The 25,828-nt window shown below is 71.0% G+C and carries 16 protein-coding genes; 6 read left to right on the top strand and 10 right to left on the bottom strand.

From position 1 onward, the window contains the following. The first annotated feature begins 252 nt into the window (after nucleotides 1–252). Nucleotides 253–1,890: a S28 family serine protease gene (locus G4D86_RS45650; RefSeq protein ID WP_240360847.1), complete on the top strand. Its 1,638-nt coding sequence runs from the start codon at nucleotides 253–255 to the stop codon at nucleotides 1,888–1,890. A gap of 58 nt (nucleotides 1,891–1,948) precedes the next feature. Here the strand turns inward: G4D86_RS45650 and G4D86_RS45645 are convergent, their stop codons facing one another. From G4D86_RS45645 to G4D86_RS45610, 8 genes are all read right to left on the bottom strand, one after another. Continuing rightward, nucleotides 1,949–3,559, bottom strand: a complete 1,611-nt coding sequence (locus G4D86_RS45645) for a flavin monoamine oxidase family protein (protein WP_164001566.1) — start codon at nucleotides 3,557–3,559, stop codon at nucleotides 1,949–1,951. A 97-nt stretch (nucleotides 3,560–3,656) separates the two neighbouring features. Continuing rightward, a complete protein-coding gene (locus tag G4D86_RS45640; protein WP_164001564.1) occupies nucleotides 3,657–4,328 on the bottom strand; it encodes a hypothetical protein in 672 nt (223 codons plus the stop codon). A gap of 190 nt (nucleotides 4,329–4,518) precedes the next feature. Beyond that, nucleotides 4,519–5,787 (bottom strand): 4-aminobutyrate--2-oxoglutarate transaminase, encoded by a 1,269-nt coding sequence (gene gabT / locus G4D86_RS45635; RefSeq protein WP_164001562.1) that lies wholly within the window; start codon nucleotides 5,785–5,787, stop codon nucleotides 4,519–4,521. A 17-nt stretch (nucleotides 5,788–5,804) separates the two neighbouring features. After that, nucleotides 5,805–7,229, bottom strand: a complete 1,425-nt coding sequence (locus G4D86_RS45630) for a gamma-aminobutyraldehyde dehydrogenase (protein ID WP_164001560.1) — start codon at nucleotides 7,227–7,229, stop codon at nucleotides 5,805–5,807. Between the two features lie 71 nt (nucleotides 7,230–7,300). Then, nucleotides 7,301–8,128 carry an ABC transporter permease gene (locus G4D86_RS45625; protein ID WP_164001558.1) on the bottom strand — a complete coding sequence of 276 codons (828 nt, stop codon included), beginning with the start codon at nucleotides 8,126–8,128 and terminating at the stop codon, nucleotides 7,301–7,303. Then, nucleotides 8,118–9,077, bottom strand: a complete 960-nt coding sequence (locus G4D86_RS45620; RefSeq protein ID WP_240360846.1) for an ABC transporter permease — start codon at nucleotides 9,075–9,077, stop codon at nucleotides 8,118–8,120. Before G4D86_RS45620 ends, G4D86_RS45625 begins: the two co-directional genes overlap by 11 nt. Before the next feature lie 2 nt (nucleotides 9,078–9,079). After that, complete coding sequence (locus G4D86_RS45615) at nucleotides 9,080–10,105, bottom strand: ABC transporter ATP-binding protein (RefSeq protein WP_164001557.1); 1,026 nt, start codon at nucleotides 10,103–10,105, stop codon at nucleotides 9,080–9,082. A 21-nt stretch (nucleotides 10,106–10,126) separates the two neighbouring features. After that, nucleotides 10,127–11,269, bottom strand: a complete 1,143-nt coding sequence (locus G4D86_RS45610) for an ABC transporter substrate-binding protein (RefSeq protein WP_164001555.1) — start codon at nucleotides 11,267–11,269, stop codon at nucleotides 10,127–10,129. Between the two features lie 321 nt (nucleotides 11,270–11,590). On the opposite strand from G4D86_RS45610, the gene G4D86_RS45605 reads away from it, so the two are divergent. From G4D86_RS45605 to G4D86_RS45585, 5 genes are all read left to right on the top strand, one after another. Then, complete coding sequence (locus tag G4D86_RS45605) at nucleotides 11,591–17,314, top strand: alpha-2-macroglobulin family protein (protein WP_164001553.1); 5,724 nt, start codon at nucleotides 11,591–11,593, stop codon at nucleotides 17,312–17,314. Next, nucleotides 17,311–19,896 (top strand): penicillin-binding protein 1C, encoded by a 2,586-nt coding sequence (gene pbpC, locus G4D86_RS45600; RefSeq protein ID WP_164001551.1) that lies wholly within the window; start codon nucleotides 17,311–17,313, stop codon nucleotides 19,894–19,896. Before G4D86_RS45605 ends, pbpC begins: the two co-directional genes overlap by 4 nt. Nucleotides 19,897–19,950: 54 nt before the next feature. After that, a complete protein-coding gene (locus G4D86_RS45595; RefSeq protein WP_164001549.1) occupies nucleotides 19,951–20,760 on the top strand; it encodes an SAM-dependent methyltransferase in 810 nt (269 codons plus the stop codon). A 130-nt stretch (nucleotides 20,761–20,890) separates the two neighbouring features. Then, nucleotides 20,891–21,598 carry a hypothetical protein gene (locus G4D86_RS45590; RefSeq protein ID WP_164001547.1) on the top strand — a complete coding sequence of 236 codons (708 nt, stop codon included), beginning with the start codon at nucleotides 20,891–20,893 and terminating at the stop codon, nucleotides 21,596–21,598. Between the two features lie 163 nt (nucleotides 21,599–21,761). Next, nucleotides 21,762–22,400 carry a carbonic anhydrase gene (locus G4D86_RS45585; RefSeq protein ID WP_240360845.1) on the top strand — a complete coding sequence of 213 codons (639 nt, stop codon included), beginning with the start codon at nucleotides 21,762–21,764 and terminating at the stop codon, nucleotides 22,398–22,400. A 36-nt stretch (nucleotides 22,401–22,436) separates the two neighbouring features. Here the strand turns inward: G4D86_RS45585 and G4D86_RS45580 are convergent, their stop codons facing one another. Together G4D86_RS45580 and G4D86_RS45575 are read right to left on the bottom strand one after the other, a co-directional pair. Next, on the bottom strand, nucleotides 22,437–23,891 hold the full coding sequence (locus G4D86_RS45580) for a hypothetical protein (RefSeq protein ID WP_164001543.1): 1,455 nt from the start codon (nucleotides 23,889–23,891) through the stop codon (nucleotides 22,437–22,439). A gap of 77 nt (nucleotides 23,892–23,968) precedes the next feature. Continuing rightward, on the bottom strand, nucleotides 23,969–25,714 hold the full coding sequence (locus tag G4D86_RS45575; RefSeq protein WP_164001541.1) for a DUF4215 domain-containing protein: 1,746 nt from the start codon (nucleotides 25,712–25,714) through the stop codon (nucleotides 23,969–23,971). Between the last annotated feature and the right edge of the window lie 114 nt (nucleotides 25,715–25,828).

Below are 25,828 nucleotides of genomic sequence, written 5' to 3'. Positions count from 1 at the left end.
ACGTGGAGCAGTAGCCATCGCCTGGGCACCAGAACCATCCTGCGGCGGATGGACGGCGGTGTTCGCTTCCGGCCCCGCACACCCGCTGGAAGTGCGCGGTGCGATGAGCTGGTGAACCGTCTTCCTGCCCGCGAGGTCCCTCCGCGGCCCGCCGGTGTTGCCGCCGCGTGCGCGCTTCACCGTCCGGCGGCGGCGGCCCGCCACGGGATGTCCGGCTTCTGACGTAGGATGCGCGGCCCATCCGGAGACTTCGTGGCCCGCGCTGAACGCCCTTCCCGTCTGTTGTTGCTGATTCCCATCCTTGCACTGCTCTCCTCGGTGGCCTGCGGCGACGACCCACCGAACAACACGCCGGACAGCGGCACGCAGGTCACGGACTCCGGCACGCGTCCCGGTGACGCCGGCACGACGGACTCGGGCACCGGAGACACGGACTCGGGCACGAGTGACACGGATGCGGGCACGGGCATGGGAGACGCCGGCACCGACGGCGGCGTGGCGTGCATCCCCAGCGGCTACGACCCGGGCCCGGGCAACCCGGACGTGGTCGCCGACCCGTCGGCGGACATCCTCGTCCGCCTGCGCGCCATCCCCGGCCTCACCGTGCAGGAGAACCCCAACGGCTCCAACCTCCCCGCGGGCTACCGCTTCTTCGTCATGCGGTTCAACCAGCCGGTGGACCACGCCCACCCGGAGTGCCAGCGCTTCGAGCAGCGCCTGACGCTCCTGCACACCTCGGCCACGAAGCCCATGGTGCTCTTCACGAGCGGCTACTACGTCTCCACGTCTCCCGGCCGCTCGGAGCCCACGCAGCTGCTCGGCGCCAACCAGGTCTCGCTGGAGCACCGCTTCTTCCCGCCCAGCATCCCGGAGCCCGCGGACTGGAGCCACCTCACCATCCGCCAGTCCGCGGATGACTTCCACCGCATCACCCAGGCGCTCAAGCCCATCTACACCGGCAAGTGGGTCTCCACCGGCGGCAGCAAGGGCGGCGAGACGGTGGTGTTCTTCCGCCGCTTCTACCCGGACGACGTCGACGCCACCGTGGCCTACGTGGCGCCCATCGCCCGTCGTGACGACGAGCGCTTCCCTGCCTTCCAGGTCGTGGTGGGCGGAGATGCCCAGGCTGCCTGCCGCGAGCGCCTGTGGGCCTTCCAGCACGAAACGCTCTCGCGCCGGGAGCGGATGCTCGACCTGCTGCGCAGCTACGCCCAGGACACGGGCCTGCCCTACACGCGGCTCGGCTTCGAGCAGGCGCTGGAGCACGCCGTCATCGAGACCTACTTCGCCTTCTGGCAGTACGACGCCCCGTCGCGCTGCACCCAGAACATCCCCGACCCCAGCGCCTCGGATGAGGACCTGCTGGCCACGCTGGACAACGAGGTGGGCCTGAGCAGCTTCTCCGACCCGGGCATCGGCGACTACGCGGCCTACTACTACCAGGCGGCGCTGGAGCTGGGCTGGCCCCAGCCCTACGAGGCGCACCTCGGCTCGCTCATCCACCACCCCGGCACGGACACCGGCGACGTGTACTCGCCGCCCGGCGTCCCCTTCGTCCACCGGCCCCAGGCCATGGTGGACATCCAGGACTGGGTGTCCTTCCAGGGTCAGCGCCTGATGTTCGTCTACGGCAGCCTGGACCCGTGGACGGCCGCGGCCTGCGCACCAGGCAACGCGCAGGACTCGTACTTCTACCTCGTCCCCGGCGGCAACCACGGGGCGCGCATCGTCCAGCTCCCGTCGGACCAGCAGCAGGCGGCGAGGGCCACCCTCAACCGCTGGATGGGGCTGTCCACCTTGAAGTATGCCCCGCCCGTGTCGCTCGAGGAGGAGCCGCCCCTCTTCGGGCCGCGCCTACCGCCGCGGCTGCGCCCGGACGCGCTCCCTTGAGCAGGGGCTGACGCAGGTGAGGGCCGTCCCGGAGCGTCCGGGACGGCCCGGGCCGTCGTCAGAGCTGGCCCACCTTCACGGCCTGGAGGATGGCGGCCGCGTTGTCCTTGCCGGACAGCGCGGCGCCCTCCATGAAGCCCTGCCACCAGTAGAACGAGTTGGCGTGCTCGCCCGCGAAGTAGACGTTGCCCACGGGCTTGCCCTCATTGCCGCAGATGCTGGTGAACTGGCCGGGCTTGTAGGCGGTGTAGCTGCCCTTCGTGTTGGGGTTGCTCGGCCAGTGCTCCAGGTGCGCGAGGATGCGGCCGCCCGCGCCGCGCTTCACCGCCGAGGCCGTACCCGGAACCACCCTGTCCAGCGCCGTCACGAAGCGCTCCGCCTCGCGCGGCACGTTGTTCGGGTCCAGCGAGGCCCCGCGCGCGCCGCTGGAGTAGTCCGTGAGGACCGCGTCCTGCGCCGTCGCCCGGCCCGGGTTCGTCTCCCACGTGGCCTGGTGGTCCGCCAGGTCCGAGTACGTCGCGCCGTCGCAGCCCTGCTCGCTCCAGACGGGCCCCTGGAAGCCGACCATCATCTTCGCGTTGGTGCCGTAGCCGAGCTGCTGAATCGCCAGCGTCTTCCACGCCGGCAGCGCCAGCGACGCACTCAGCGAGACACCGCGCAGCACGGTGAAGGGCACCGCGAACACCACCGCGTCGTACGTGGCGGTGACGGCCGTGCTCCCGCGCCGGAAGGTCAGCTCCACCGCGCCGGCCGCAGTCTTGCGCGCCGCCTCCAGCCGCTCGCCGTAGCGAAGCTGCCCGGGCAGCCGCGCCGCCAGCTCGCGCGGCACCTGCTGGTTGCCGCCCACCAGGTGGAAGCGCTCATCGCTGACGCCGAAGGGCTCGAAGCGCGAGCGCCGGTTGGCGCGGATGAAGAAGAGGAAGTTGAGGCAGCTCTGCTGGTGCGCCGCCAGCCCGTACTCGCTCTCGTACGCGGCGATGATGGCCGCCTTCACCACCGGGCCCGCGCCGCGCGTCTCCAGGTAGGTGACCAGGTCCATCAAGTCGTATTGCCGGTCCAGCGGCGTGTGCACGTCCGCCGTGGGCGCGCCGGAGAGCGCCTGCAGGTCGGGGCGCATGGCGGCGACGAAGGCGCGGTACTCGTCCACGACGGCGGACTCGGGGTGGCGCTGCCCGCCGAAGTAATAGAACACCTCGCCGGGTCCCTTGGTGACGTCCTCCTTCGCGAGGTTGAACTCCTGCGCGTAGGCCAGCATCGTCTTGTGCCCGGTGTCGATGAACTCGCCGCCGCGCTCCACCACCTGCCCGGGGAAGCTCACCGGCCCGCTGAAGGCCCCACCCAGCGAGAAGACGCGCCCGCCGGGCCTGTCATTCGCCTCGTGCACGGTGGCCAGGATGCCCGCGCGCTTCAAGTCGTACGCGCACGCCAGCCCCGCCATGCCAGCGCCAACAATGCCCACGCGCAGCGAGGACGGCGGCGGCTTCGCGGCGTCGGCCTCTGCCCGTGCCCCCGCCAGCCCCACGCCCACCGCCGTCAGGCCCTTGAGCACCTGGCGGCGGTCCATCCGCATCCACTGCGCGGCCTCCCGGCTGGGGACTCCCCGCCGCTCGGATGCCAGCGCGACACGGGTGGTCTGACGGAACAGCTCGAACAGAGGGGTACGAGCCAAAGGGGCCTCCAGGAAGAGTGGAGGCCCCTTTTTCCCATATTCCCGAACTTAAACTAAGGCGTATTTTTCAAGTGTGTCTTGAATACCAAGCTTGCACTCAAGGGTTCCCCAGGCCGTACCCCAGCAGCTCCAGCGGGGTGGCGAAGTAGATCCACCCGAAGAAGCCGCCCACCGCCGAGACGGCCGGCGGCTCGAACCACGCCTTGTTCCGCACACCCACGAGGGCCAGCCACCAGCCGAACAGCAGCGTCCAGGCGATCTGGATGGTGCCGGTGACGATGTACGAGGCCACGACGAAGGGCATGTAGAAGGGCCCGAGGATGCGCGCCTGCAACAGGTGCTGCCGCTCGTGCTGGCCCGCGCCGCCGAGATTCACGGTTCCCAACGTTTGGAGCACCTTGCTGCCGAAGCCGCCCGCGCTCCTCGGGGAGAAGCTGATCCACGCCTGGCCCTCGGAGTCCGTGCGCGAGGGCGAGCCGAAGAAGATGTAGATGATGTTGCCGACCACGAAGCCGAACATCGTGTTGGGCAGGCTCCAGGTCAGGTCGACAATCATCTCGAACCACCCGAGCGGCGACTCCAGATCGTAGATGTTCAGGATGGCCGCCTCGAGGCCATAGAGCAGGCCGAAGCCTCCGCCGATGGCGAGAGCAATCAGTGGCGGGATGACTCCCTTCGTCACGTCCAGCAGGCTGATGACCAGCATCACCGCAGACGGGAAGACGAGACAGAAGATGAACGTGATGATGCCTTGCACGAACTTGGACATGAGACCTCCATGACGAGGTCCCCCTGAGCACCCCCACGGGTCGGGGGACGGACTCCCGCGGCAGTCAGGCCCTGGGGCGTCGCCCCGTGCCTTTCCCTCGCGAGGGAGTCCGCCACCGCTGGCCGTGACGCGCCGGCCGGTGTGCCGGCGCCCCGCCCGTCCAGCGAGCGCAACGCCGAGCGCCAGAGCGTCAGGCCGTCAGTGCGCCTTCAATGAGGGTGAGGGCCTCGGCGAAGACGGCATCCGGAATCGTGAGCGGGAAGAGGAAGCGGATGACATTGGCATGGACGCCGCAGGTGAGGAGCATGAGCCCGCGCTCCAGCGCCCGCGCGCGCACCTGCTGCGTGAAGTCCGGGTCCGGGGTGTTGCCTCCCGGCTGGCAGAACTCCACCGCGAGCATGGCGCCCAGGCCGCGCACCTCGGCCATCCGAGGCTGCCGGGTCTTGAGCGCGAGCAGCCGCTCGCGAAGCTGCGCACCGAGGCGCTCCCCCCGCTCCACCAGCTTCTCCTCCTGCATGACATCCAGCACCGCGTGCGCGGCGGCGATGGCCATGGGGCTGCCGGCGTAGGTGCCGCCCAGCGCGCCCGGGGCCGGCGCGTCCATGACGTCCGCCCGTCCCGTCACCGCGGACAGCGGGAAGCCGCCGGCCAGCGACTTCGCCAGCGTCATCAAGTCCGGCGCCACGTCGTGGTGGTTCATCGCGAACCAGCGCCCGGTGCGGCCGAAGCCCGTCTGGATTTCGTCGGCGATGAGGAGGATGCCGTGCTCGTCACACACCTTGCGCAGCGCGCGCATCAACTCCGGCGGCGCCACGTAGAAGCCGCCCTCGCCCTGCACGGGCTCGATGATGATGGCGGCCACGCGCTTCGGCTCGATGTCGGCCTTGAAGAGATACTGCAGCGCCTTGAGCGAGTCCTCCACGCTGACGCCATGCAGCGACATGGGGAAGGGCACGTGGAAGACTTCGCCCGGGAAGGGACCGAAGCCCGTCTTGTAGGGCACCACCTTGCCGGTGAGCGCCATGCCCATCATCGTCCGCCCATGGAAGGCGCCGGTGAAGGCGATGACGCCGCTGCGGCCCGTGGCGGCGCGGGCAATCTTCACCGCGTTCTCCACCGCCTCCGCGCCCGTGGAGAAGAACGTCGTCTTCTTCGGGTGCGAGCCGGGGACGAGCTGATTCAGCCGCTCGGCGAGCGCGACGTAGCTCTCGTAGGGAACGATTTGATAGGCGGTGTGGGTGAAGGCGTCGAGCTGCGCGCGCACCGCCTCCACCACGCGCGGGTGGCGGTGGCCGGTGTTGAGCACGGCGATGCCACCGGCGAAGTCGATGTACCGGCGGCCCTCCACGTCCCACAACTCGCTGTTCTCCGCGCGGGCCACGAAGAAGGGGGCCATGACGCCCACCCCTCGCGGAGTGGCGGCATCCTTGCGGCGCAACAGGTTGGCGTTGTCCTTCATGTCCATTCCCTCCCCGCTCAGAACTTCACCATGACGTGGCGCACGGCCGTGTAGTCCTCGAGGGCATACATGGACAAATCCTTGCCGTAGCCGGAGCGCTTCACGCCGCCGTGGGGCATCTCGCTCACCAGCATGAAGTGCGAGTTCACCCACGTGCAGCCGTACTGGAGCTGCGCCGCCACGCGCATCGCCTTGGAGATGTCCTTCGTCCACACCGACGACGCGAGGCCGTATTCCGAGTCATTGGCCCAGTTGATGGCCTGCTCCTCGTCCTCGAAGCGCGTCACCGACACCACCGGGCCGAACACCTCGCGCCGGACGATTTCGTCCTCCTGGCGGGCGCCGGCCACCACCGTGGGCTCGAAGAAGAAGCCCTTCGTCCCGCGCGCCTTGCCGCCCACGGTGACTTCCACGTGCTTCAGGTCCGCGGCGCGCTCCACGAAGCCCGCCACGCGCTGGCGCTGCTTCTCGGTGATGAGGGGGCCCATCTCCACGCCCGGCGCTTCCTGCTCGCCCACCTTGAGGGACGCCACGGCGCTGGACAGGTCCGCCACCAGCTTGTCGTAGACCTTCCGGCCCGCGTAGATGCGGCACGCGGCGGTGCAGTCCTGCCCCGCGTTGTAGAAGCCGAAGGTGCGGATGCCGGACACCACCGACTCCAGGTCCACGTCGTCGAAGACGATGACGGGCGCCTTGCCACCCAGCTCCAGGTGCGTGCGCTTGACGCCCTGGGACGCTGCCTCCAGCACCTTCTGGCCGGTGGCCACGTCACCCGTCAGCGACACCATGCGCACCTGCGGCTGACGGATGAGCGGCGCGCCCACGGACTCGCCGCGCCCCGTCACCACATTCACGACGCCGGGCGGGAAGAGGCCGGCCATCAGCGTCGCCAGCTTCAGCGTCGTCAGCGGCGTCTGCTCGGACGGCTTGAGCACCACGGTGTTGCCCGCGGCCAGCGCGGGGCCCAGCTTCCACGCCGCCATCATCAGCGGGTAGTTCCATGGGGCGATGGAGGCCACCACGCCCAGTGCGTCGCGGCGAATCATGCTCGTGTAGCCGGCGGCGTACTCGCCGGCCACCGCGCCCTGCATGGTGCGCACCGCACCCGCGAAGAAGCGGAACACGTCCGCCACCGCGGGAATCTCGTCCGCCAGCGCCAGCGCGTAGGGCTTGCCGCAGTTGAGCGACTCCAGCCGGGCCAGCTCCGCGCCCTGTGCCTCAATCGCATCCGCCAGCTTCAGCAGCACCGCGGCGCGGTCCTTCGGCGGCGTGCGGGACCAGGCGGGGAAGGCCTTCTCCGCGGCGCGCACCGCCGCCTGGATTTGCGGGAGGGACGCCTCGGGGACACGGGCCAGCACCTCGCCTGTCGCCGGGTTGAGGACGTCCTCCGCCGGGCCCTCGCCTGCCACCAGCTCGCCACCAATCAACAGCTTGCCGTCCATGCGGTCCTCCCTGGGTTGTCATGCGGTCACCGTGACCGCCCTGCGCGAAGCGGCCACAGCGGCCGCGCGATTCACTTGCTGCTGCCGGCCACGTCCTCCGTGCCGCGCGTCAGGCGCCAGGCCACGAGGATGGGGACGGCGGTGATGAGCATCACCCACAGCGCCACCACGTTCGTCACCGGCACGTCGCGCGGCCGGCCCAGCTGGTCCAGCAGCCAGATGGGCAACGTCTTCTCCTGCCCGGCGGTGAAGGTGGTGACGATGAGCTCGTCGAAGCTGAGGGCGAAGGCGAGGATGCCGCCAGCCAGCAGCGCGGTGGCCATCTGCGGCAGCGCCACGTGGCGGAACGTCTGGAAGCCGTCGGCGCCCAGGTCCGCGGAGGCCTCCAGCAGGCTGTGCGGCATGCGCCGCAGCCGGGCCACCACGTTGTTGTAGACCATGACCACGCAGAACGTGGCGTGGCCCACGGCGATGGTCCAGAAGCTGGGGGACACGTCCGCCAGGCGGAACGCGGACAGCAGGGCGATGCCGGTGATGATGCCGGGGAGCGCAATCGGGAGGATGACCATCAGGTTGATGGCCTCCTTGCCGAAGAAGCGGCGGCGGTAGAGCGCCCCGGCCAGGAGCGTGCCCAGCACCAGCGCCACCGCCGTGGACGCCAGGGCTACACGCAAGGAGAGTGCGATGGCGGCCAGCACGTCCTCGCGCTCGGCGGCGGCGCGGAACCAGCGCAGGGTGAGTCCCTTGAGCGGGAAGCTGAACGCGCTCTCCTCGGTGTTGAAGGCGTAGAGCCCCACCATGAGGATGGGGAAGTGCAGGAACAGCAGGCCGCCATAGGCCAGCACGCGCAGCCACACCGGGGCGCGGGGGCCGTCGTCCCTGCGCGCCTCAGAGCGCATCGAAGGCTCCCAGCCGGCGGGCCACGGTGAGGTAGAGCCCGACGATGACGATGGGCACCACCGTGAAGGACGCCGCCATGGGCATGTTCCCGATGGAGCCCTGCATCGTGTAGACCATGTTGCCGATGAAGAGCCCGGGCGGGCCCACCAGTTGGGGAATGATGTAGTCCCCCAGCGTGAGCGAGAAGGTGAAGATGGAGCCCGCCACCACGCCCGGGAAGGCCAGTGGCAACAGCACCGTGCGGAACGACTGCGCGGGCCGCGCCCCCAGGTCCGCCGCGGCCTGCAGGAGGTTGCCCGGCACGCGTTCAATCGCCGCCTGGATGGGCAGAATCATGAACGGCAGCCACACGTACGTGAAGACGAGGAAGCGGCCCAGGTTCGACGTGGACAGCGACGAGCCACCCACGCCCGGCAGCGACAGCACCCACTCCAGCGCGGGCATCAGATACACCCGCTCCACCAGCCAGTAGACGATGCCGCCCTTGGAGAGGAGCACCGTCCACGAGTAGGCCTTGACGATGTAGCTGGCCCACATGGGGAGCATGACGGCGATGTAGAAGAAGCCCTTGCGCCAGCCGGTGGCGTAGCGGGCCATGTAGTAGGCCACGGGAAAGCCGAGCAGCGCGGAGGCCACCGTCACCGCGCCCGCCATGCCCAGCGTGCGCAGGACGATGTCGTGGTTGGCCGCGTCCAGCAGCGCGGCGTAGTTGGCCCACGTGAAGTCGGGCGTCACGCCCATGGTGAAGTCGTCGAAGGTGTAGAAGCTCTGCACCAGCAGCGACAGCAGCGAGCCCAGGTACACCACGCCGAACCACAGCAGCGGCGGCGTCAGGAGCAGCAACAGGTACAGCGTGCCGTGCCGATAGAGCACGTTGGCCACCAGCCGTGACAGCCGGTTGCGGGGCTGGCCCGACGCAGGCAACGCCATGGGTGACGAGGTGCCCATCCCTACCCTCCTTCCGGCTCCAGCCGCACCATCGCCTCGCGGGCCCAGGCCACGCGCACCGTGTCGCCCCGGCGCGGCAGGGCCGCCTCGTCCGCCTCGCCGTTGAGCAGGCTGAGGGTGAGCACGTGGTGGCCCTCCACCTGCACTTCGTAGCGGCTGGTGGCGCCGTGGTACTGCACCTCCACCAGTCGGCCCTCCACACTCACCCGGTTGCCTTCCGCGCCCTGCGCGAAGCGGACATGCTCGGGGCGCACGGAGAAGGGCTGCTCGCTGCCGGTGAGCCTGCGCGCCAGGTCGCCCTTCACCACGTTGGCGGTGCCCACGAAGCCCGCGACGAAGACGGTGCGCGGCCGCGCGTACAGGTTGCGCGGTGTCTCCACCTGCTCGATGCGGCCCAGGTTGAAGACAGCCACCCGGTCCGACATGGACAGGGCCTCGCCCTGGTCGTGGGTGACGTAGACGAAGGTGATGCCCAGCCGGCGCTGGAGCGACTTCAGCTCCGCCTGCATCTGCTCGCGCAGCTTGAGGTCCAGCGCGCCCAGCGGCTCGTCCAGCAGCAGCACGCGCGGCTTGTTGATGAGCGCGCGCGCCAGGGCCACGCGCTGACGCTGGCCTCCGGAGAGCTGCCCCGGCCGGCGCGCGCCGAAGCCGCCGAGCGCCACCAACTCCAGCGCTTCTTCCGCCTCGCGGTGGCGCGCCGCCTTCGCCACGCCCTTCACCATCCGCCCATAGGCCACGTTGTCCAGCACGCTCATGTGCGGGAACAGTGCGTAGTCCTGGAAGACGGTGTTGACGTCGCGCTCGTAGGGCGGAAGGCCGGCGGCCTCCTGGCCGTGCAGGAGGATGCTGCCCGCCGTGGGCTGCTCGAAGCCGGCGATGAGGCGCAGGCAGGTGGTCTTCCCCGAGCCGGAGGGCCCGAGCATGGAGAAGAACTCACCGTCCTGGATGGACAGGGACACGCCATCCACGGCGCGGACTCCACCGTAGTAGCGGCTGACGTTGCGAAGCTCGACGGCGGTGCTGCTCATGGCGTGTCCCTGGCCCTTCGACTACCGGCCGCCCATGATGGCGATGTAGTCCTGCGTCCAGCGGCTGTAGGGCACGCACGTGCCCTGGCTGGCGCACTTCGCCACCGGCGTCTTCCAGAAGTGCACCTGCGAGAAGCGCTCGAAGCCGTTCGTCTTGCAGAAGTCCGTGCCGCCCGGCGCCTTCGTCTTGCACGCCTCCGGCACCACCGGGTTGGAGCCGAACCACTCGGCGAGCGAGGCCTGCAGGTCCTTGTTGAGCGAGTGCTCCATCCACTTGTACGCGCACACCGGGTTCTTCGCGCTGGCGTGCAGCATGGTGGTGTCCGCCCAGCCGGTGGAGCCCTCCTGCGGAATCACCGAGTCGATGGGCTGCTTCTCGCCCTTGAGCGCGTTGACCTGGTAGCCCCAGGCGCTGGAGGCGACGACTCCCTCATTCTTGAAGTCGCTCATCTGCACGGTGGTGTCGTGCCAGTAGCGGTGCGCCAGCGCCTTCTGGTTGCGCAGCAGTGCCATGGCGGCGGCGTACTGCTTGTCATTGAGCTCGAACGGGTCCTTGATGCCCAGCTCCGGCTGCTTCTTCATCAGGTAGAGCGCGGCGTCCGCGACGTAGATGGGGCCGTCATACGCCTGCACGCGCCCCTTGTTGGACTTGCCGTCCGGCAGCTTCTGCTCCTCGAACACCACCGCCCATGACGTGGGCGCCGCCTTGAAGACGTTGGTGTTGTACATGAGCACGTTGGGGCCCCACTGGTAGGGAACGCCGTAGTGCTTGCCCTCCACCGTGTGCCAGGGCGCGTCCTTCAGCCGCGAGTCCACGGTGTTCCACGAGGGAATCAGCGCGGTGTTGATTTCCTGCACCTTCTTGCCATGGACGAGGCGGAGGCTCGCGTCACCGGAGGCGGTGACCAGGTCATAGCCCCCCTGGTTCATCAGGGAGACCATCTCGTCCGAGGTGGCGGCCGTCTTGACGTTGACCTTGCAGCCGGTGTCCTTCTCGAACTTCGTCACCCAGTCGTACTTCTTGTCCGTCGCACCGCGCTCGATGTAGCCGGGCCACGCGATGATGTTGACCTGCCCCTCGGGCTTGCCGAGCTTCTGCGGAGGCGCTGCCAGCGTCTGGGTCGCGAAGACCATCACTGCACCCACTGCGAAGTGCTTCAGCATGCGGATTTCCCTCCCCGTTGGTGATGGTGATGCGGGTCGACTCTAGAGGAGCGTACCGGACCGGCAAAGAGGCGCCCTGCCGTTCCAGCGACGCAGCGGGTCGTTCGTCCACGGTGTGACTTCCGGCGTTCCCGCCGGGACGCCCTGTCGGAGGCCTGCACGCGGTCCGGGTGACACGGACAGCGTGGCCCGGAGGACGCACGAGCGCCCGTTTCGAGTGCCAGGGACACCCCACGACCGCGTTTTCCCACTGGTACGGCGGTTGCTCTGCGGCAGCCGGCAAGGTCCTCGCCGCCCGCTGTCTCCCCCACGGAGCCCGTCATGCCTTCTCCCTGCCGCTTCCCGCTCATCGGGTGGGTGCTCGTCGCCGCCCTGCTCATCGCCGCGTGTCAGCGCGGCGCCGACCCCGCCCCCGCCTCGCCTGCGAAAGGCCCTGGCGAAGCTTCGGAGGTGAGCGCCAGCGTGGCGCCAACTGTCAGCCTGCCTCCCCCCGTGGAGCCTCCGCCGCTCCCGCCTCCCGAGCCACCCCAGGACACAGCCGAGGTCGCCACCGGAGAGAGCGCGGAGGGGCTCTCCATCCAACGGAGCGCCTGCGAGAACGCCGGCTGTGAGCTGGTGCTCACCTTCGGCGCGCCCGTGGAAGCGAAGTCGGTGTCCGTCCACCTGACGCCGCCACAGCAGGGCACCTGGGCCTGGCGCTCGCCCACGGAGCACGTCTTCACGCCCGCGCCCGGGGCGCTGGGCTGGGGCCACCCGGTGACGGTGCGCGTGGACGGGGCCAGGCCCGTCGCGGACGCGGGGCCGGCGCTCGCCTCGGCGTGGGAGGACACCTTCCAGGTGCCCTTCTTCCAGGCGGCGGGAAAGGTGGCCTCATGGCCCGTCATCCCAGGCCGGCCGCGCTTCATCGCCTTCCTCAATGACTTCACGGACCAGGTGGGCAACGGGCCGCTGCTCGCGCTCTACGACCAGCCCGTCTCGGCCAAGGCGCAGGGCAAGCACATCCAGGCCGAGGATGGCGACGGCAAGGCCGTGCCCGTGAAGGTGTCCGCGCTGGCCGCCGACGAGGTCCCCACTGGCATGACGGTGGACCCGAAGCACGTGCTCGTCCTGCGCTTCCCGCGCCTGCCCGCGCATGGGAGCACGCTGCGCGTCTTGATGCCTGGCGACAGCGAGCAGGACTCCCGCGAGCCCGCCGTCGTCTCCCTGGCGCTCACCGTCAACCGCAGCCTGACGGTGGAAGGGCCCTACCTCGCCTCCGAGGAGGCCGACCCGCAGCGCGCGCCGCTCAGCTCCCGGTGGGAGCTGAGCTTCAACAACCCCGTCGACGCGGAGGCGCTCCGGGCGCACCTGTCCGTGCAGCCCGCGCCCGAGTCCCTGGATGTAGCCAGCTGGGGCCGTGGCGCGGCGGTGACGATGCAGCTGTCCCCCGGCCAGCAGTATCGCGCCTCGCTCACCCGGGGGCTGGTGGACGTGCTGGGCAACCCCCTGGAGGGCAGCGCGAAGTGGACCTTCCGCGCGATGGATTTGCCGCCCCAGCTCCAGCTCCCCGCGCAGCAGTTGACGCTGGAGCGCACCGGCGCGCGCCTGCCCTTCCAGGCGCGCAACGTGGGCGCCCTCCAGGCGAACGTGTACCGCATCAACGCGCCGGACGCGTTCGTGCGCGCCTCCACCCATGAGCGGCAGACCGACTGCGCCAGCTACGGCGAACCCCTGGGCCCCGCGAGGACGCTCGGTGCGCCCCGGCCAAAGGCCCTCAACACGCTGGAGCCACTGGAGGTGTCGCTCGAGGGCAGCAAGGCCAGCCTGTACTGCGTGGAGCTCACCGCGAAGGGCCGAGGCAGCGAGGCGGGCCAGGAAGGAATCCAGGACGCGGTGCTGGTGCAGCTCTCCGACCTGGGCCTCACCGCGAAGCTGTACGGCGGCGGCGTCCTCGTGTGGCTCACCCGCCTGAGCGACGCGACGCCCGTGGCGCAGGGCCAGGTGGCGCTGCTGGACGCGGCGGGCGCGCGCCTCGCCTCCGCGGAGACGGGCCCGGACGGGGTGGCGCTGCTACGCGCGCCGGGCCTCACCTCCGCCAGCAGCCTGGAGCAGCGCTTCTTCCTCTCCGCGCGCAAGGACGATGACCGGCTGGTGGCGGAAGTGAGCGAGGAGCGGCTGTCCTCGGCGTGGCAGTTCGGTCTGCCCGGTGAGGTGAAGGGTGCCGAGCGGCTCCCCTCGCTCGTCTTCACCGACCGGGGCGTGTACCGGCCGGAGGAGACGGTGCACATCAAGGCGCTGGTGAAGGACGCGGGGCGGCTGCCTCGCGGCAAGCGCGCGGTGCAGGTGCAGGTGCAGGACCCTCGCGGCCAGGGCGTGCTGGACACGCAGCTGACGTTGGACGCCTTCGGCACGGCGGACGTCGACCTGAAGCTGAAGGCGGGGGCGGCGGTGGGCGAGTACTCGCTGCGCCTCACGCATGGAGAGCGCGCGGTGGCGCACACCTTCCGCGTGGAAGAATACCGCGTGCCCACCTTCGAGGTGAAGGTGTCCAGCGCGGAGAAGGAGTGGCCCCTGGGCGCGGACGTGGAGGCGGTGGTGGAGGCGCGCTACCTGCACGGCGGCGAGCTGTCCGGCCGCGAGGTGCGCTACCAGGTGTGGCGGGCCCGCGAGCCCTTCGCGCCCGCCGGCTTCGCGCAGTACGCCTTCGGGCTGCCGGAGGACGGCTCGGGGAGCGCGGGGCTCATCTCCAGCGTGGACGAGCGCCTGGACGGCCAGGGCCGCGCCCACGTCCGCTTCAAGGCGGACCACCCGTCCTACGCCGGCCCCCAGCGCTACACCGTGGAGGCGAGCGTCACCGACGTGGACCGCCAGGCCTATGCTGGGCGGCTGTCGCGCGTGGTGCACCCCGCCGCCTTCTACGTGGGCGTGCTGCCCCCCGCGCGCGCCGTGGTGCGCGCCGGCGAGGTGCTGGAGGTGCCCGTCATCGCCGTGCGGCCGGACGGCACGGTGCAGGAGGGCGTGCGCGTGCGCGCGCAGCTGGAGCGCGTGGACACGCACACCTACGCCCGGCTGAGCGGCACCCACGCGCAGCTCGTCAACCGCGAGGAGAAGGTGGAGGCGGACCAGTGCCTCGTCACCACGGAGAAGACGGCCGTCACGTGCCGGCTCACCGTCCCCGAGGCGGGCGCGTACCAGCTGCGGGCCTGGGCGCAGGACACGGCGCAGCGGGTGGTGCAGACGGGCTTCCGCATGTCGGCGGCAGGAGACACCACGGTGGCGTGGCCCCGGTTCGACCAGGACCGCATCCAGGTGGTGGCGGACAAGCCGCGCTACCTGCCGGGCGACACGGCGCGACTGGTGGTGCAGACGCCCTTCGCGGAGGCGCGCGGGCTGCTCACCGTGGAGCGCGGCGGGGTGCTGGAGCACCGCCTCTTCGAAATCCACGGCGACACGCCGACGCTGGAGATTCCGCTCACCGACGCGCACGTGCCCAACGTGTATGCCTCGGTGGTGCTGCTGCGCGGGCGCGTCCACGCGGAGAAGGACGCCACGGGCTTCGAGACGGGCGCGCCCGCCTTCAAGCTGGGCTACGTGCAGCTCCAGGTGGAGCCGAGGAACCAGCGCCTCGCGGTGGACGTCACGCCGGAGAAGCCGATAGGCCGTCCGGGCGGCACGGTGCGCGTGGACGTGACGGTGCGCGACGGCACGGGCCACCCCGCCGCGGGGCAGGCCACGGTGATGGTGGTGGACGAGGCCGTGCTGGGGCTCACCGGCTACCGGACGCCGGACCCGGTGCCGGCGCTCTACGCATCGCAGGCGCTGGGCGTGCGCACCGCGGAGAGCCGGCTGGAGCTGCCTCACTCCCGGCGGGTGCGGCACGAGGTGCTCTTCCCCGGCGGTGACGGCGGCGAGGGCTTCGCGCTGGGAGACTTCCCGGCCGACCTGCGCACCCTCTTCCAGAGCACCGCGTACTGGAACCCTCGCGTCGCGGTGGGGCCGGACGGCCGGGCCAGCGTCAGCGTGAAGCTGCCGGACAACCTCACCCGCTACCGCATCATGGCGGTGGTGGTGGACGAGGCGGGCCGCGCCGGCTCCGGGGAGCAGGCGCTGGTGGTGAAGAAGCCGCTGATGCTGCAGCCCGTGCTCCCGCGCTTCGCCTACCCCGGCGACGCGCTGCGCGTGGAGGTGCTCGCCTTCAACGGCCAGGCGGAGGCGGGCCCGGTGCAAGTCACCGCGTCGTTCGACGGGCTGGAGCCGAAGCAGGGAACGGACCTGACGCCGCCCGCCCGGACGGTGAAGCCGGGCGAGTCCGCGTCCTTCGGCTTCCCGGTGAAGGTGGCCGGCCGTGGCGCCGCGAAGGTGCGCTTCGCCGCGCGCCTGGGCGAGGAGACGGACTCGGTGGAGGTGTCGCTGCCCGTGCTGAATCCCGGCTCGCGCCGCGTCCGGGTGGCGAGCGCGCAAATCTCGGGCGAACAGGGACTGGAGCTGGCGCTGCCCGCGGACCGGCAGCCCGGCAGCGTGGAGCTGGAGGTGACGGTGTCCGGCACCGCGCTCAGCGAGCTGAAGGACGCGGTGGGCTACCTCATGGACTACCCCAATGGCTGCATCGAGCAGACCACCAGCACGGCCTACCCGCTGGTGGTGCTGAAGGAGCTCTTGCCGGAGATGGGCGTGACGGTGAACGAGGCGGACCTGAAGAAGTTCTCCGAGGCCGGCATCAAGCGCATCCTCTCCTTCCAGACGACGGCGGGCGGACTGTCCTACTGGCCCGGCGGCACGGAGCCACACGCCTTCGCCACGGCCTTCGGCCTCACCGCGCTCATCGAGGGGAAGAAGCGCGGCTACGACGTGCCGGACGAGTCCCTCAAGCGGATGGGGGACTACCTGGAGCTGCGGCTGCGCGACGGCAACATCACCGAGTCCATTCCCCACGGCGGCATGGCGGACGCGGACACGCGGGCCTTCTTCGTGATGACGCTGGGGCGCCTGGGCCGGCCGCAGCCCGCGTACGTGTCCACGCTGTGGCGCGAGAAGGCGAAGCTGACGCCCTTCGGCCTGTCCTTCCTCGCCGTGGCGGTGAGCGAGATGAAGGGCCAGGACGCTTCGCTGCTCCAGCCCATCCTCGCGGAGGTGGAGAAGGCCGCGAGCCAGTCCACGCAGGAGGCCTGGTTCGATGGGAAGCCGCAGGGAGGCTGGTCCATGGACTCTCCGCTGCGCACGCACGCCACCGCGCTGCTCGCCTCCGCTTCCACGGGTGGGGCCTCCGCGCAGCTCGGGGGCAAGCTGCTGACGGGCCTGCTCAAGCGGCAGCGGTACGGGCTGTGGGGCAACACGCAGGAGAACGTCTTCGGCATCATGGGCGTGGCCCGCCTGGCGCAGTCGGCGCAGGGGGGAAGCGCGCCGCGCATGTCGCTCACCGTCGATGGCAGGCCGGTGAAGGATGGGGAGCTGGAGGTGGTCAGCCAGCGCGTGCGCCGGCTGCGGCTGTCGGAGGCGGACCTGGGGCTGAAGGCGGGGCAGGCCCACACGCACCAGGTGCGGCTCACCAACCGGGGCCCGGGCCCCGCCATCCTCCGCGTCCGCGCGCAGTACGAGGCGGAGCTGAACGCGCAGAACCGCGCCCCGCGCGAGGAGGGCTTCCGCGTGGAGCGCGCGTACGAGACGGTGTCCGGCGAGCCGCTGAGCGGCGCCATTCCCCTGGGCTCGCTGGTGCGCGTGCGGCTGAAGGTGCGCGCGGACAGCCACCAGAACTACGTGGCCATCGACGACAAGCTGCCCGCCGGCCTGGAGCCGATGAACACCCACCTCGCCACCACGGAGAAGGTGTCCCAGGGCCCGCTCACCGCGGCGCTCCAGCGGGGACTGGCCTCGCTGTCCTACAGCGAGATGAGGGACCACCGCGTGGCCTTCTACGTCGATGACATGGGCGCGGGCGACTACGAGTTCAGCTACGTCGCTCGCGCCACCACGCCGGGCACCTTCCTGCGTCCCGCCGCCGGCGCCGAGGCGATGTACGCGCCCGAGGTGACGGGCACCACCGCCATCGACGAGGTCACCGTGCAATGAGCCGCCCCTCCTCCAGGGCTCCCGTGACGGACGGGGGCGAGGCAGCCTCCCCGGCCGCCACGAACAGGGCCCCGGTGACGGCCGGGCGCGAGGCAGCCTCCCCGTCCGCCACGAAGCACGGAGCCAGGCCACCGACCGAAGCGCCGGGGCGTTCCGATGCGGCGCCCGGGTCCTGCACCGCGCGCCCTCCCCCGAAGCGGCGCCGCGTCCTCCGCTTCTACGCGGTGGCCACCGGCGTCGCGGCCCTCGCCACCGCCGCCTGCGCGGTCGCCCTGTGGGCCGCCGTGGTCCTCCGCCCCTTCCCGGTGGAGGACCTCCAGGTGCGCAGCGGGGACTCACTGCGCATTCACGACTCGCGGGGCCGGCTGCTGCGCGAGGTGGTGAACGCGGACGGCGAGCGCGTGCGGTGGCGCGCCCTGGAGGACATCTCCCCGCTGGTGGTGCAGGCGACCCTCGCCGTGGAGGACGCGCGCTTCCATGAGCACGCGGGCGTGGACCTGCGCTCGGTGGCGCGCGCGGTGGCGCAGGCGGTGCGCTACCGGCGCGTGGTGTCCGGGGCCTCCACCCTGACGATGCAGCTGTCTCGACGCATCCACCCGCACCCGCGCACGCTGCGAGGCAAGCTCGGGGAGATGGTGGACGCGCTGCGCCTGGAGCGCGCGGTGGACAAGCACACCGTGCTGGAGCAGTACCTCAACCGCGCGCCGTACGGCGCCGGCGCCGTGGGCGTGGAGGCCGCCAGCCAGCGCTACTTCGGCAAGCCCGGCCTGCACCTCAGCCTCGCGGAGGCGGCGCTGCTCGCCGGGCTTCCCCAGGCCCCCACCACCCTCAACCCGCTGAAGGACTCCGAGCGGGCCCGCGCCCGCCAGCGCACGGTGCTCGCACGCATGAGGGCCACCGGCGCCATCTCCGACGAGGAGCACGCGCGCGCCCTCGCCGAGCCCCTGCGCCTCGTCGGCCGGGACGCGCCGCCCGCCGCGCTCCCGGACACGGCGCTCCACTTCACCGACTACGTCGTGTCCCGGCACCCCGCCTCGGGCGAGGTGCGCACCACCCTGGACGGAGACCTCCAGCAGGAGCTGGAGTCCCTGGTGCGCGGCCATGTGGCCTCGCTCGCCGCAGGGGGCGTGACGAACGCGGCGGTGGTGGTGCTGGACAACGAGGCCTGCCACGTCCTGGCCATGGTGGGCTCGGCCCGCTACGGGGACGCGGCGGCCTCGGGCGCGGTGAACGGCGCGCTGGCGCGGCGTCAACCGGGCTCCGCGCTCAAGCCCTTCACCTACGCGCTCGCCTTCGAGCACGGAGACACGCCCGCCTCCGTGGTGGCGGACGTGGAGACGCGCTACGGCGAGTCGGACGGCGACCTCTTCGTCCCGAAGAACTACTCGGGCGACTACTCCGGCCCGGTGCTGATGGGCGAGGCGCTGGGCCGCAGCCTCAACGTGCCCGCCATCCGCGTGGCCCGGCGCGTGGGCCTGGAGCCCCTGCTCACCCGGCTGCGCGAGGTGGGCTTCACCTCGCTGGACGCGCCCGCCTCGCACTACGGCCTGGGCCTCACCCTGGGCAACGGCGAGGTGACGCTGCTGGAGCTGGCCCAGGCCTACGCGATGTTCGCCCGAGGCGGCCTCACCTGCCGCGCCACGCCCTTCGTCGGCCCGCCCCAAGAAAACGACGGGCCGCGCCGCGCCTTCTCCGAGGAGGTGGCGTGGCAGATAACGGACGTGCTCGGCGACGAGTCCCTCCGCATGCGCGCCTTCGGCGCCGGCAACGCGCTGATGCTGGGCTTCCCCGTCGCGGTGAAGACGGGCACCAGCACCAACTGGCGGGACAACTGGGCCGTGGGCTACACGCCGCGCTTCACCGTCGCGGTGTGGACGGGAGACTTCTCCAACCGCCCGCTGCACGGGATGACCGGGGCCACCGGCGCCGGCCCCCTCTTCCACAAGGTGATGAAGCGCGTGGTGGAGCGCGCGGGGCCCTCCGCCCTGCCCGCGCGCGCCTCGCTTCCGGACGGCCTGGTGGAGGGCACGGTGTGCGCGCACTCGGGCCAGGTGCCCACGCCCCTGTGCCCCGTGCGGCGGCGCGTGCGCCTGCCTGCGGCGCGCGTGCCGGACCAGCCCTGCCCCTGGCACCGCGAGGTGCGCCTGGACATGCGCAACGGCCTGCTCGCCGGGGACACGTGCCCGTCCGAGCACGTCGTCAAACGCGTCTTCACCTTCCTCCCGCCCGCGTATGCCGCCTGGCAGGCCACGCACGCGGAGGCAGCGCCCGCCGCGCCCACGCGCTACTCCCCGCTGTGCCCGGAGAAGGGCCCCGTCCCGGGCGCGGTGGTCATCACCTGGCCGCGCCAGGGCGAGGTGTTCCTCATCGAGCCCGGCTATGCGCGGCGGACCCAGACGCTGCGGCTGAGCGCGGAGGTGGAACCCCGGCTGGCGGGAGTGACGTGGCTCGTGGACGGCCGGCCGGTGGGCCGGGCGGCGTGGCCCTATGACGCCTCGTGGGCCCTCCAGCCAGGCCGGCACCGGCTGGAGGTGCTGGCGCAGGGGTTGCGCAGTGAGCCAGTGGAAATCGAGGTGCGGTGAGCGGCGGGGGACGTACGATGGATTCCCCTCTGCCCCCGGAGACAGACACCCGCCATGGATTCCAACGAACTGGCCCGCGTGCCGGGCATCAACCCCAACGTCCCGGACGCGTCCCGCGTCTACGACTACATCCTGGGCGGCTCGCACAACTTCGAGGCGGACCGCCAGGCGGCGGAGTTCATGCTCTCGCTGGTGCCCTCCACGCGGAAGTGGCTGCGGATGCTGCGCGCCTGCCTCCAGACGGCCGCCCGGCGCATGGCCGCGGACGGCTTCAAGCACTGGGTGGACTTCGCCTCCGGTCTGCCCACCGCCGACCACGTCCACACGGTGATGCCGGATGCCCGCGTGCTCTACAGCGACATCAACGCGCTGACCATCGACTCGGCCCGGTACCTGCTCGGCGACAGCCCGCGCGTGAAGTACATGGAGTGCGACGTCCGCGGCGCGGGAGAGTTCCTCCGCCGGCCCGACGTGGAGACATTCCTGGAGGGGCAGCGAAAGGTCGCCCTGGGCGCCAACGCCATCACCGTGTTCCTCTCCGCCGAGGAGAACCGGAAGTTCTTCCGGGACCTCTACGACTGGGCCGCGCCGGGCTCCAAGCTCTTCACCACCTTCGAGACGAAGGAGGCGGGCCTCACCACGCCGAAGTGGGAGCAGTTCGTCGGCATGTTCCAGAAGATGGGCGAGTCCTTCCACCTCTACTCCCTGCCCGAGTACCTGGACCTGTGCGGCCCCTGGGCCCAGGACCGCATGGGCGTGGTGCCGGTCAGCGAGTTCATCGGCCTGCCCCCCGGGCACATCACCGAGGAGGACCGCGAGGACATCGGCATCGAGTTCTACGCCGTCATCCTGGAGAAGCGGTAGGCCGCCTGCCCTCCTGGCGGCCCCCCGTCCCTGGCCGTGGAGCAGCCGTGCGGGCATCCCGCCGCACGGTCTCCGTCGCGTGACTACCCTGTCCATCAGGTAACGCGCGCAACGGCAAGGAGACACAAGCATGTTCCAGGCGAGAAGGCGTCGGGTCCTCGTAGGCGTGGTGATGGGAGCGGCCCTGAGCGTGTTGGGCGGCGGCTGCGGGTCCACCAAGGCGGCGAAGGTGGATGAGTCATGGCTGGCCCGCGTCCCCGAGGACCAGCTCGGCGACGTGCGCGGTGCCCAGTCCGAGCGGCGCAAGGCCCAGGATGAAGTCACCCGGGCGGACGTGGCGCTCAAGGACGCGGAGCGCGCGATGCAGGTGGCCAAGCGCAACGCGGACGCGTCCAAGCTGCGCCGGGACGCCAACAAGGCCGCGCTGGAGGCGGCCGAGGCCACCGGCCAGCGCGCGGAAATCGAGCGGGCCAAGGCCGAGCTGATGAACTCGGAGACGGGTGTCACCGCGTCCCAGGCCAATGTGAACTGGCGCCAGCAGTCCATCGAAGCGCTGGACGCGCGCAAGCAACTGCGGGAGCGGGAGCTGGAGGTGGCCGACGCGCGGCTCCACCAGGCTGAGTACCTGGCCCTGAAGGCCAATGGCGACGTGCGCGCCGAGAAGCTCTCCGAGGCGGACTTCGCCTCCGCCCTCGCGGACGCCCAGCGCCGGGTGGAGGACGCCCGCCAGCGCGTGGACTCGCAGTCGAAGGAGGAGCAGCAGGCCCGCGTCCAGTGGGAGCGGCTGCGCAACCAGGCCCAGGGCTACGGCGGCAGCGGCGCCCCCGTGGAGGAGTGACGCGGCGGTAGCACGCACGCGGCGTCAGGGCTGGGGCCGTCCTGGAGAACCAGGACGGTCTTCCCCGCCGCGCCCGCCCATGCGAGGGTGCCGCCGCCACGCGCCCCCGGCGCACCCGGCCGGTGCGGAATGGGCCGCACCCGAGACAGGCGGGCCCCCGACCGTGACGCCCTACGAGCAGATTTTCGAGAACAACCGTCGCTGGGCTGAAGAGCAGCTCAAGACGGACCCGGAGTACTTCGCCCGGCTCTCCGTCGAGCAGCGCCCGGACTTCCTCTACATCGGCTGCTCGGACAGCCGCGTGCCGGCGAATCAAATCATGGGCCTGGCGCCCGGGGACGTCTTCGTCCACCGCAACGTCGCCAACCTGGTCAACAACGTCGACCTCAACGTGATGTCCGTCATCAACTACGGCGTCCGGCACCTCGAGGTGAAGCACATCATCCTGTGCGGCCACTACGGGTGCGGCGGCGTGAAGGCCGCCATGATTCCCAGGGATTTGGGCATCCTCAACCCCTGGCTGCGCAACATCCGCGACGTGTACCGCATGCACAAGGCGGAGCTGGACGGCATCAAGGACGAGGCGCTCCGCTACGACAGGCTGGTGGAGCTCAACGTCATCGAGCAGAGCATCAACATCATCAAGACGGCCGCCGTGCAGCAGGCCTATCTCAAGCGCGGCTTCCCCACCGTCCACGCCTGGGTGTTCGACATGCGCAACGGCCTCATCAAGGATTTGCGGCTCGACTTCCAGAAGACGCTGCGCGAAATCCAGGAGATCTACGACCTGACGGGCGTCTGAGCGGGCCGGCGCGGTGGAGCCGGCTCCGGCCGGCCCTCACTTCGGCGGGCGGAAGACGTACTGGAAGACGGGCGCGTCCTGCCCGGGCGGGTACTGCGCGTCCATGAAGGCGAAGTACGCGTGGCCGGCGAGGAGCGCGTCCTTGAGGCTGTCGTAGAGGACGGCCACCTGCGTGGCGCGGCCGGACTCATCCACCTGGACGCGCACCTTGAGGTTGCCCTTGAGCTCCGGCACCTCCTTGAGCCGCTCCGTGTAGAGCGCCACCAGCCCCAGCGACACGCGGTTGTATATCTGGTCCGCCGTCCCCTTCGCCGGAGTGGCGGGCAGGCGGAAGCGCTTCACGAGCGCGGCGGCCTCCCCTTCCGCCTCCGGCACCCGCCGCTCCGGGGCCGCGAGCGCCGCGCGGTACGCCCCCAGCGCGTCCTGGAACCGCTCCTGCTTCAGCACCAGCCGGGCCCGGCGCACGTGGACGTCGGAGCGCGCCGGGGCCCGCTCGGATGCCTTCACGAGGAAGCCCTCTGACGACGCCATGTCACCCCGGGCCTCGGCCAGCTCCGCCAGCCGGAGCGCGGCTTCCGCGTCCTTGCCGTCCGCCTCCATGAGGCGCCCCAGGGCCTTCTCCTCGTCGGCGCCCCGGCCCAGCTCCGTATACAGCCGCGCCAGCTGCCAGAGCGACGCGGGCTCCGCGCCGCCCAGCGCCACGTAGCGCTCCAGCGACGCCGCGGCCTTGTCCTTCTCCCCCGCCGCCAGCCACAGCCCGGCCTGGACCCGGTGGGCCTCCCTGTCGCGCGGCTTGAGCGAGACGAGCTTGTCCCCGGCCACGGCGGCGGCGCGCACGTCGTTGCCCGTCTGGGCCAGCCGCGCCAGCGTCTTGAGGGCCTCGGGCTGCTCGGGCCAGGCCTCCACCGCACGCGTCAGCTCCGCGCGCGCGTCGGCCTCGCGCCCCGGCTGCTGGGCGAGGAACAACCCCAGCGCGGTGCGAATCTGCGGCGCGTCCAGCTTCGCGAGCGCCTCGCGGAAGCGGGCCTCGGCCTCCACCGGCCGGCGCTCCGCCTGCAGCAGCACCGCCTCGCCCCAGAGCGCGGGCGGAAAGCCGGGCTTCTCCCGCAGCGCGGTGGCGAATACTCCCCGGGCCTCCGCCAGCATCCCCCAGCGCACGTAGATGAGCCCCATGCCCACCAGGGGCCACGGGTTCTCCGGGTAGAGGGTGGAGAGCGCCTTCAGCTCGTTCCAGCACGCGTCCGTGGGGAACTGCAGCCACGCCCGGTACACGCGGGGCATGGAGTCGTGCGGCCGCTCCCGGGCCTGCTCGTCGAAGTCGTCCTCCAGCGCGCGGGCCCTGCCCTGCACGCGGGCCGTCTCGAGCTGGCGGAGCATCCCCATCACCTCCGCCTCCGGAGGCAGCGGCCGCCGCGAGGCCGCACCCCAGGCGGGGGCGGCCAGCACGAGCCACACGAGGGCCAATAGACGCAGGTACGGACGGGAGGCCATGGAAGCGCGGGGACCATACCAGACGGCCCCCGCGCCACGACTGCTCCCTTGCTCGGCGGTCCTACATGACGCGGACGTCAGCCAATCTCGAACTTGCAGACCGAGCTGCAGCCGTCGCGGTTGTTGGTGTTGCCATCATCGCACTCCTCGCCACCCTCGGCCTGGATGGCGTTGTCGCCGCAGCGCGGGCCCCACACGCAGCCGCGGGCGCACTGGCCGTAGCCGCCGTCGTTCACCCCGTCATCGCACTCCTCGCCCTTGGTCTTGTCGACGATGCTGTCGCCGCAGGTGGCGGTGCACTCGGTGCGGCGGGTGACGAAGTTGTTGAGGGTGAGCTTGTACGAGGAGGCGGTGGTGTGGCGCTCGGCCTGGAACACCACGACTTCGTAGATGCCGCCCACGCGCAGCCCCAGGTCGGCGGCCTTCTGGGACACGGTGATGGTGCCCTCCAGCGCGCCGTGCACGCCGCCCAGGTCCAGCGCCAGCTTCCCGTTGATGAACACCCAGACGTCGTCGTCGCCGTTGAAGTTGAGCACCTCGGTGCCCTTGTATTCGAACCAGTAGCGGGCCTCGCTGGTGAAGCTGAAGTTGTGGCCGTTGGTGCGGGTGGGTTCGTTGCCGGACGCCACCCAGCCCTTGCCGTCGAGCGGGAAGAAGTTCGGGTTGTCGAACAGGTACGAGCCGTTGGCCTGGCGCGTCAGCTCCAGCGTCCCGACGAGGGGCTTGTTGACGTTCGCCACGTCCGTGTACCACTGGGCGAACGTGTCCTTGCCCGCGGTGGTGTTGGAGCCGCCCGTCGCCCGCGCGTACTGGGGCTTGCCGTCGGCGCCCAGCGTCGTCGCGACGATGCCCGTCTCCCCGCCGTTCTTGTTCTCGAAGTCGATGTGGCCCCTGGGCAGCGCGCCCGCTGCCGGCAGGTCGTAGCCACGGAAGTCGCGGTAGACGGTGGGGATGGAGACCTTCGCCGGCGGGTCCTGCGTGACGACGGTGCAGGCGAAGCCCTCCTCCAGGCGGCACGTCGGCGAGCAGCCGTCGTTGGCGCGGGTGTTGCCGTCATCGCACTGCTCGACCGTGCTGTTGGGCAGCATCACGCCGTCGCCGCACACGGACGTGCAGTTGCCGTTGGTGTCGCAGTCCGGCTCCTTCTTGCACTGGGGCGAGCAGCCGTCGCCCATGTCGTGGACCTTGACCGGGCCGTCGTCGCACTGCTCGGTGCCCTCGACCTTGCCGTCGCCGCAGACCGTGGTCTGGCAGACCTGACCGATGGTGGGGCACTTGTAGCCCTCCTCCAGGCGGCACAGCGCGCTGCAGCCGTCGCCCGCGGCGGTGTTGCCGTCCTCGCACTCCTCGTCACCGGCGATGATGCGGTCACCACACGCCGCCGCGCGGCAGCGGCCACCGGACTGCGGGCAGTTGTAGCCGGGCTCCACGGTGCAGGTGGCGCTGCAGCCGTCGCCCGAGGTGATGTTGCGGTCGTCGCACGCCTCGGGCGCCTCGACCTTGCCGTTGCCACAGCCCTGGGTGCGGACACAGGGCTGGCCGGCCGTGTCGCAGGACCAGCCGGGCTCTACCTCGCTGCACGCCGCGCTGCAGCCGTCGCCACTCACCGTGTTGCCGTCGTCACAGGCCTCGGTGGGCTGGCGCTCGAAGTCACCACACGTCAGGGGAATGTCGCCCCCGTCCACCCCGGAGTCGATGTCCGGATTGGAGCCGCCGTCCGGCTTGCCGGTGCCACCGTCACCACCACAGGCGGCGAGCGCGAAGAAGAGAGAGGCGAGCACGAGTCTCGCGAGTCGGGGAGTAGGCCTGAGGGGGGTCAGCATGAACACAGATGCTGAAAGTGCTTGAAGCATGTGTCAATCCATCCATGAGCCCTGGCCTCTCGACGCCCCCCAAGCCGTGCAGGATTCACACACATGTGCAGGACGAGCGGACTT

Origin of the sequence: Pyxidicoccus caerfyrddinensis (assembly GCF_010894405.1) — a bacterium.
In the GTDB taxonomy this organism is placed as follows: domain Bacteria; phylum Myxococcota; class Myxococcia; order Myxococcales; family Myxococcaceae; genus Myxococcus; species Myxococcus caerfyrddinensis.
This window is presented reverse-complemented; position numbering and strand designations above follow the sequence as displayed.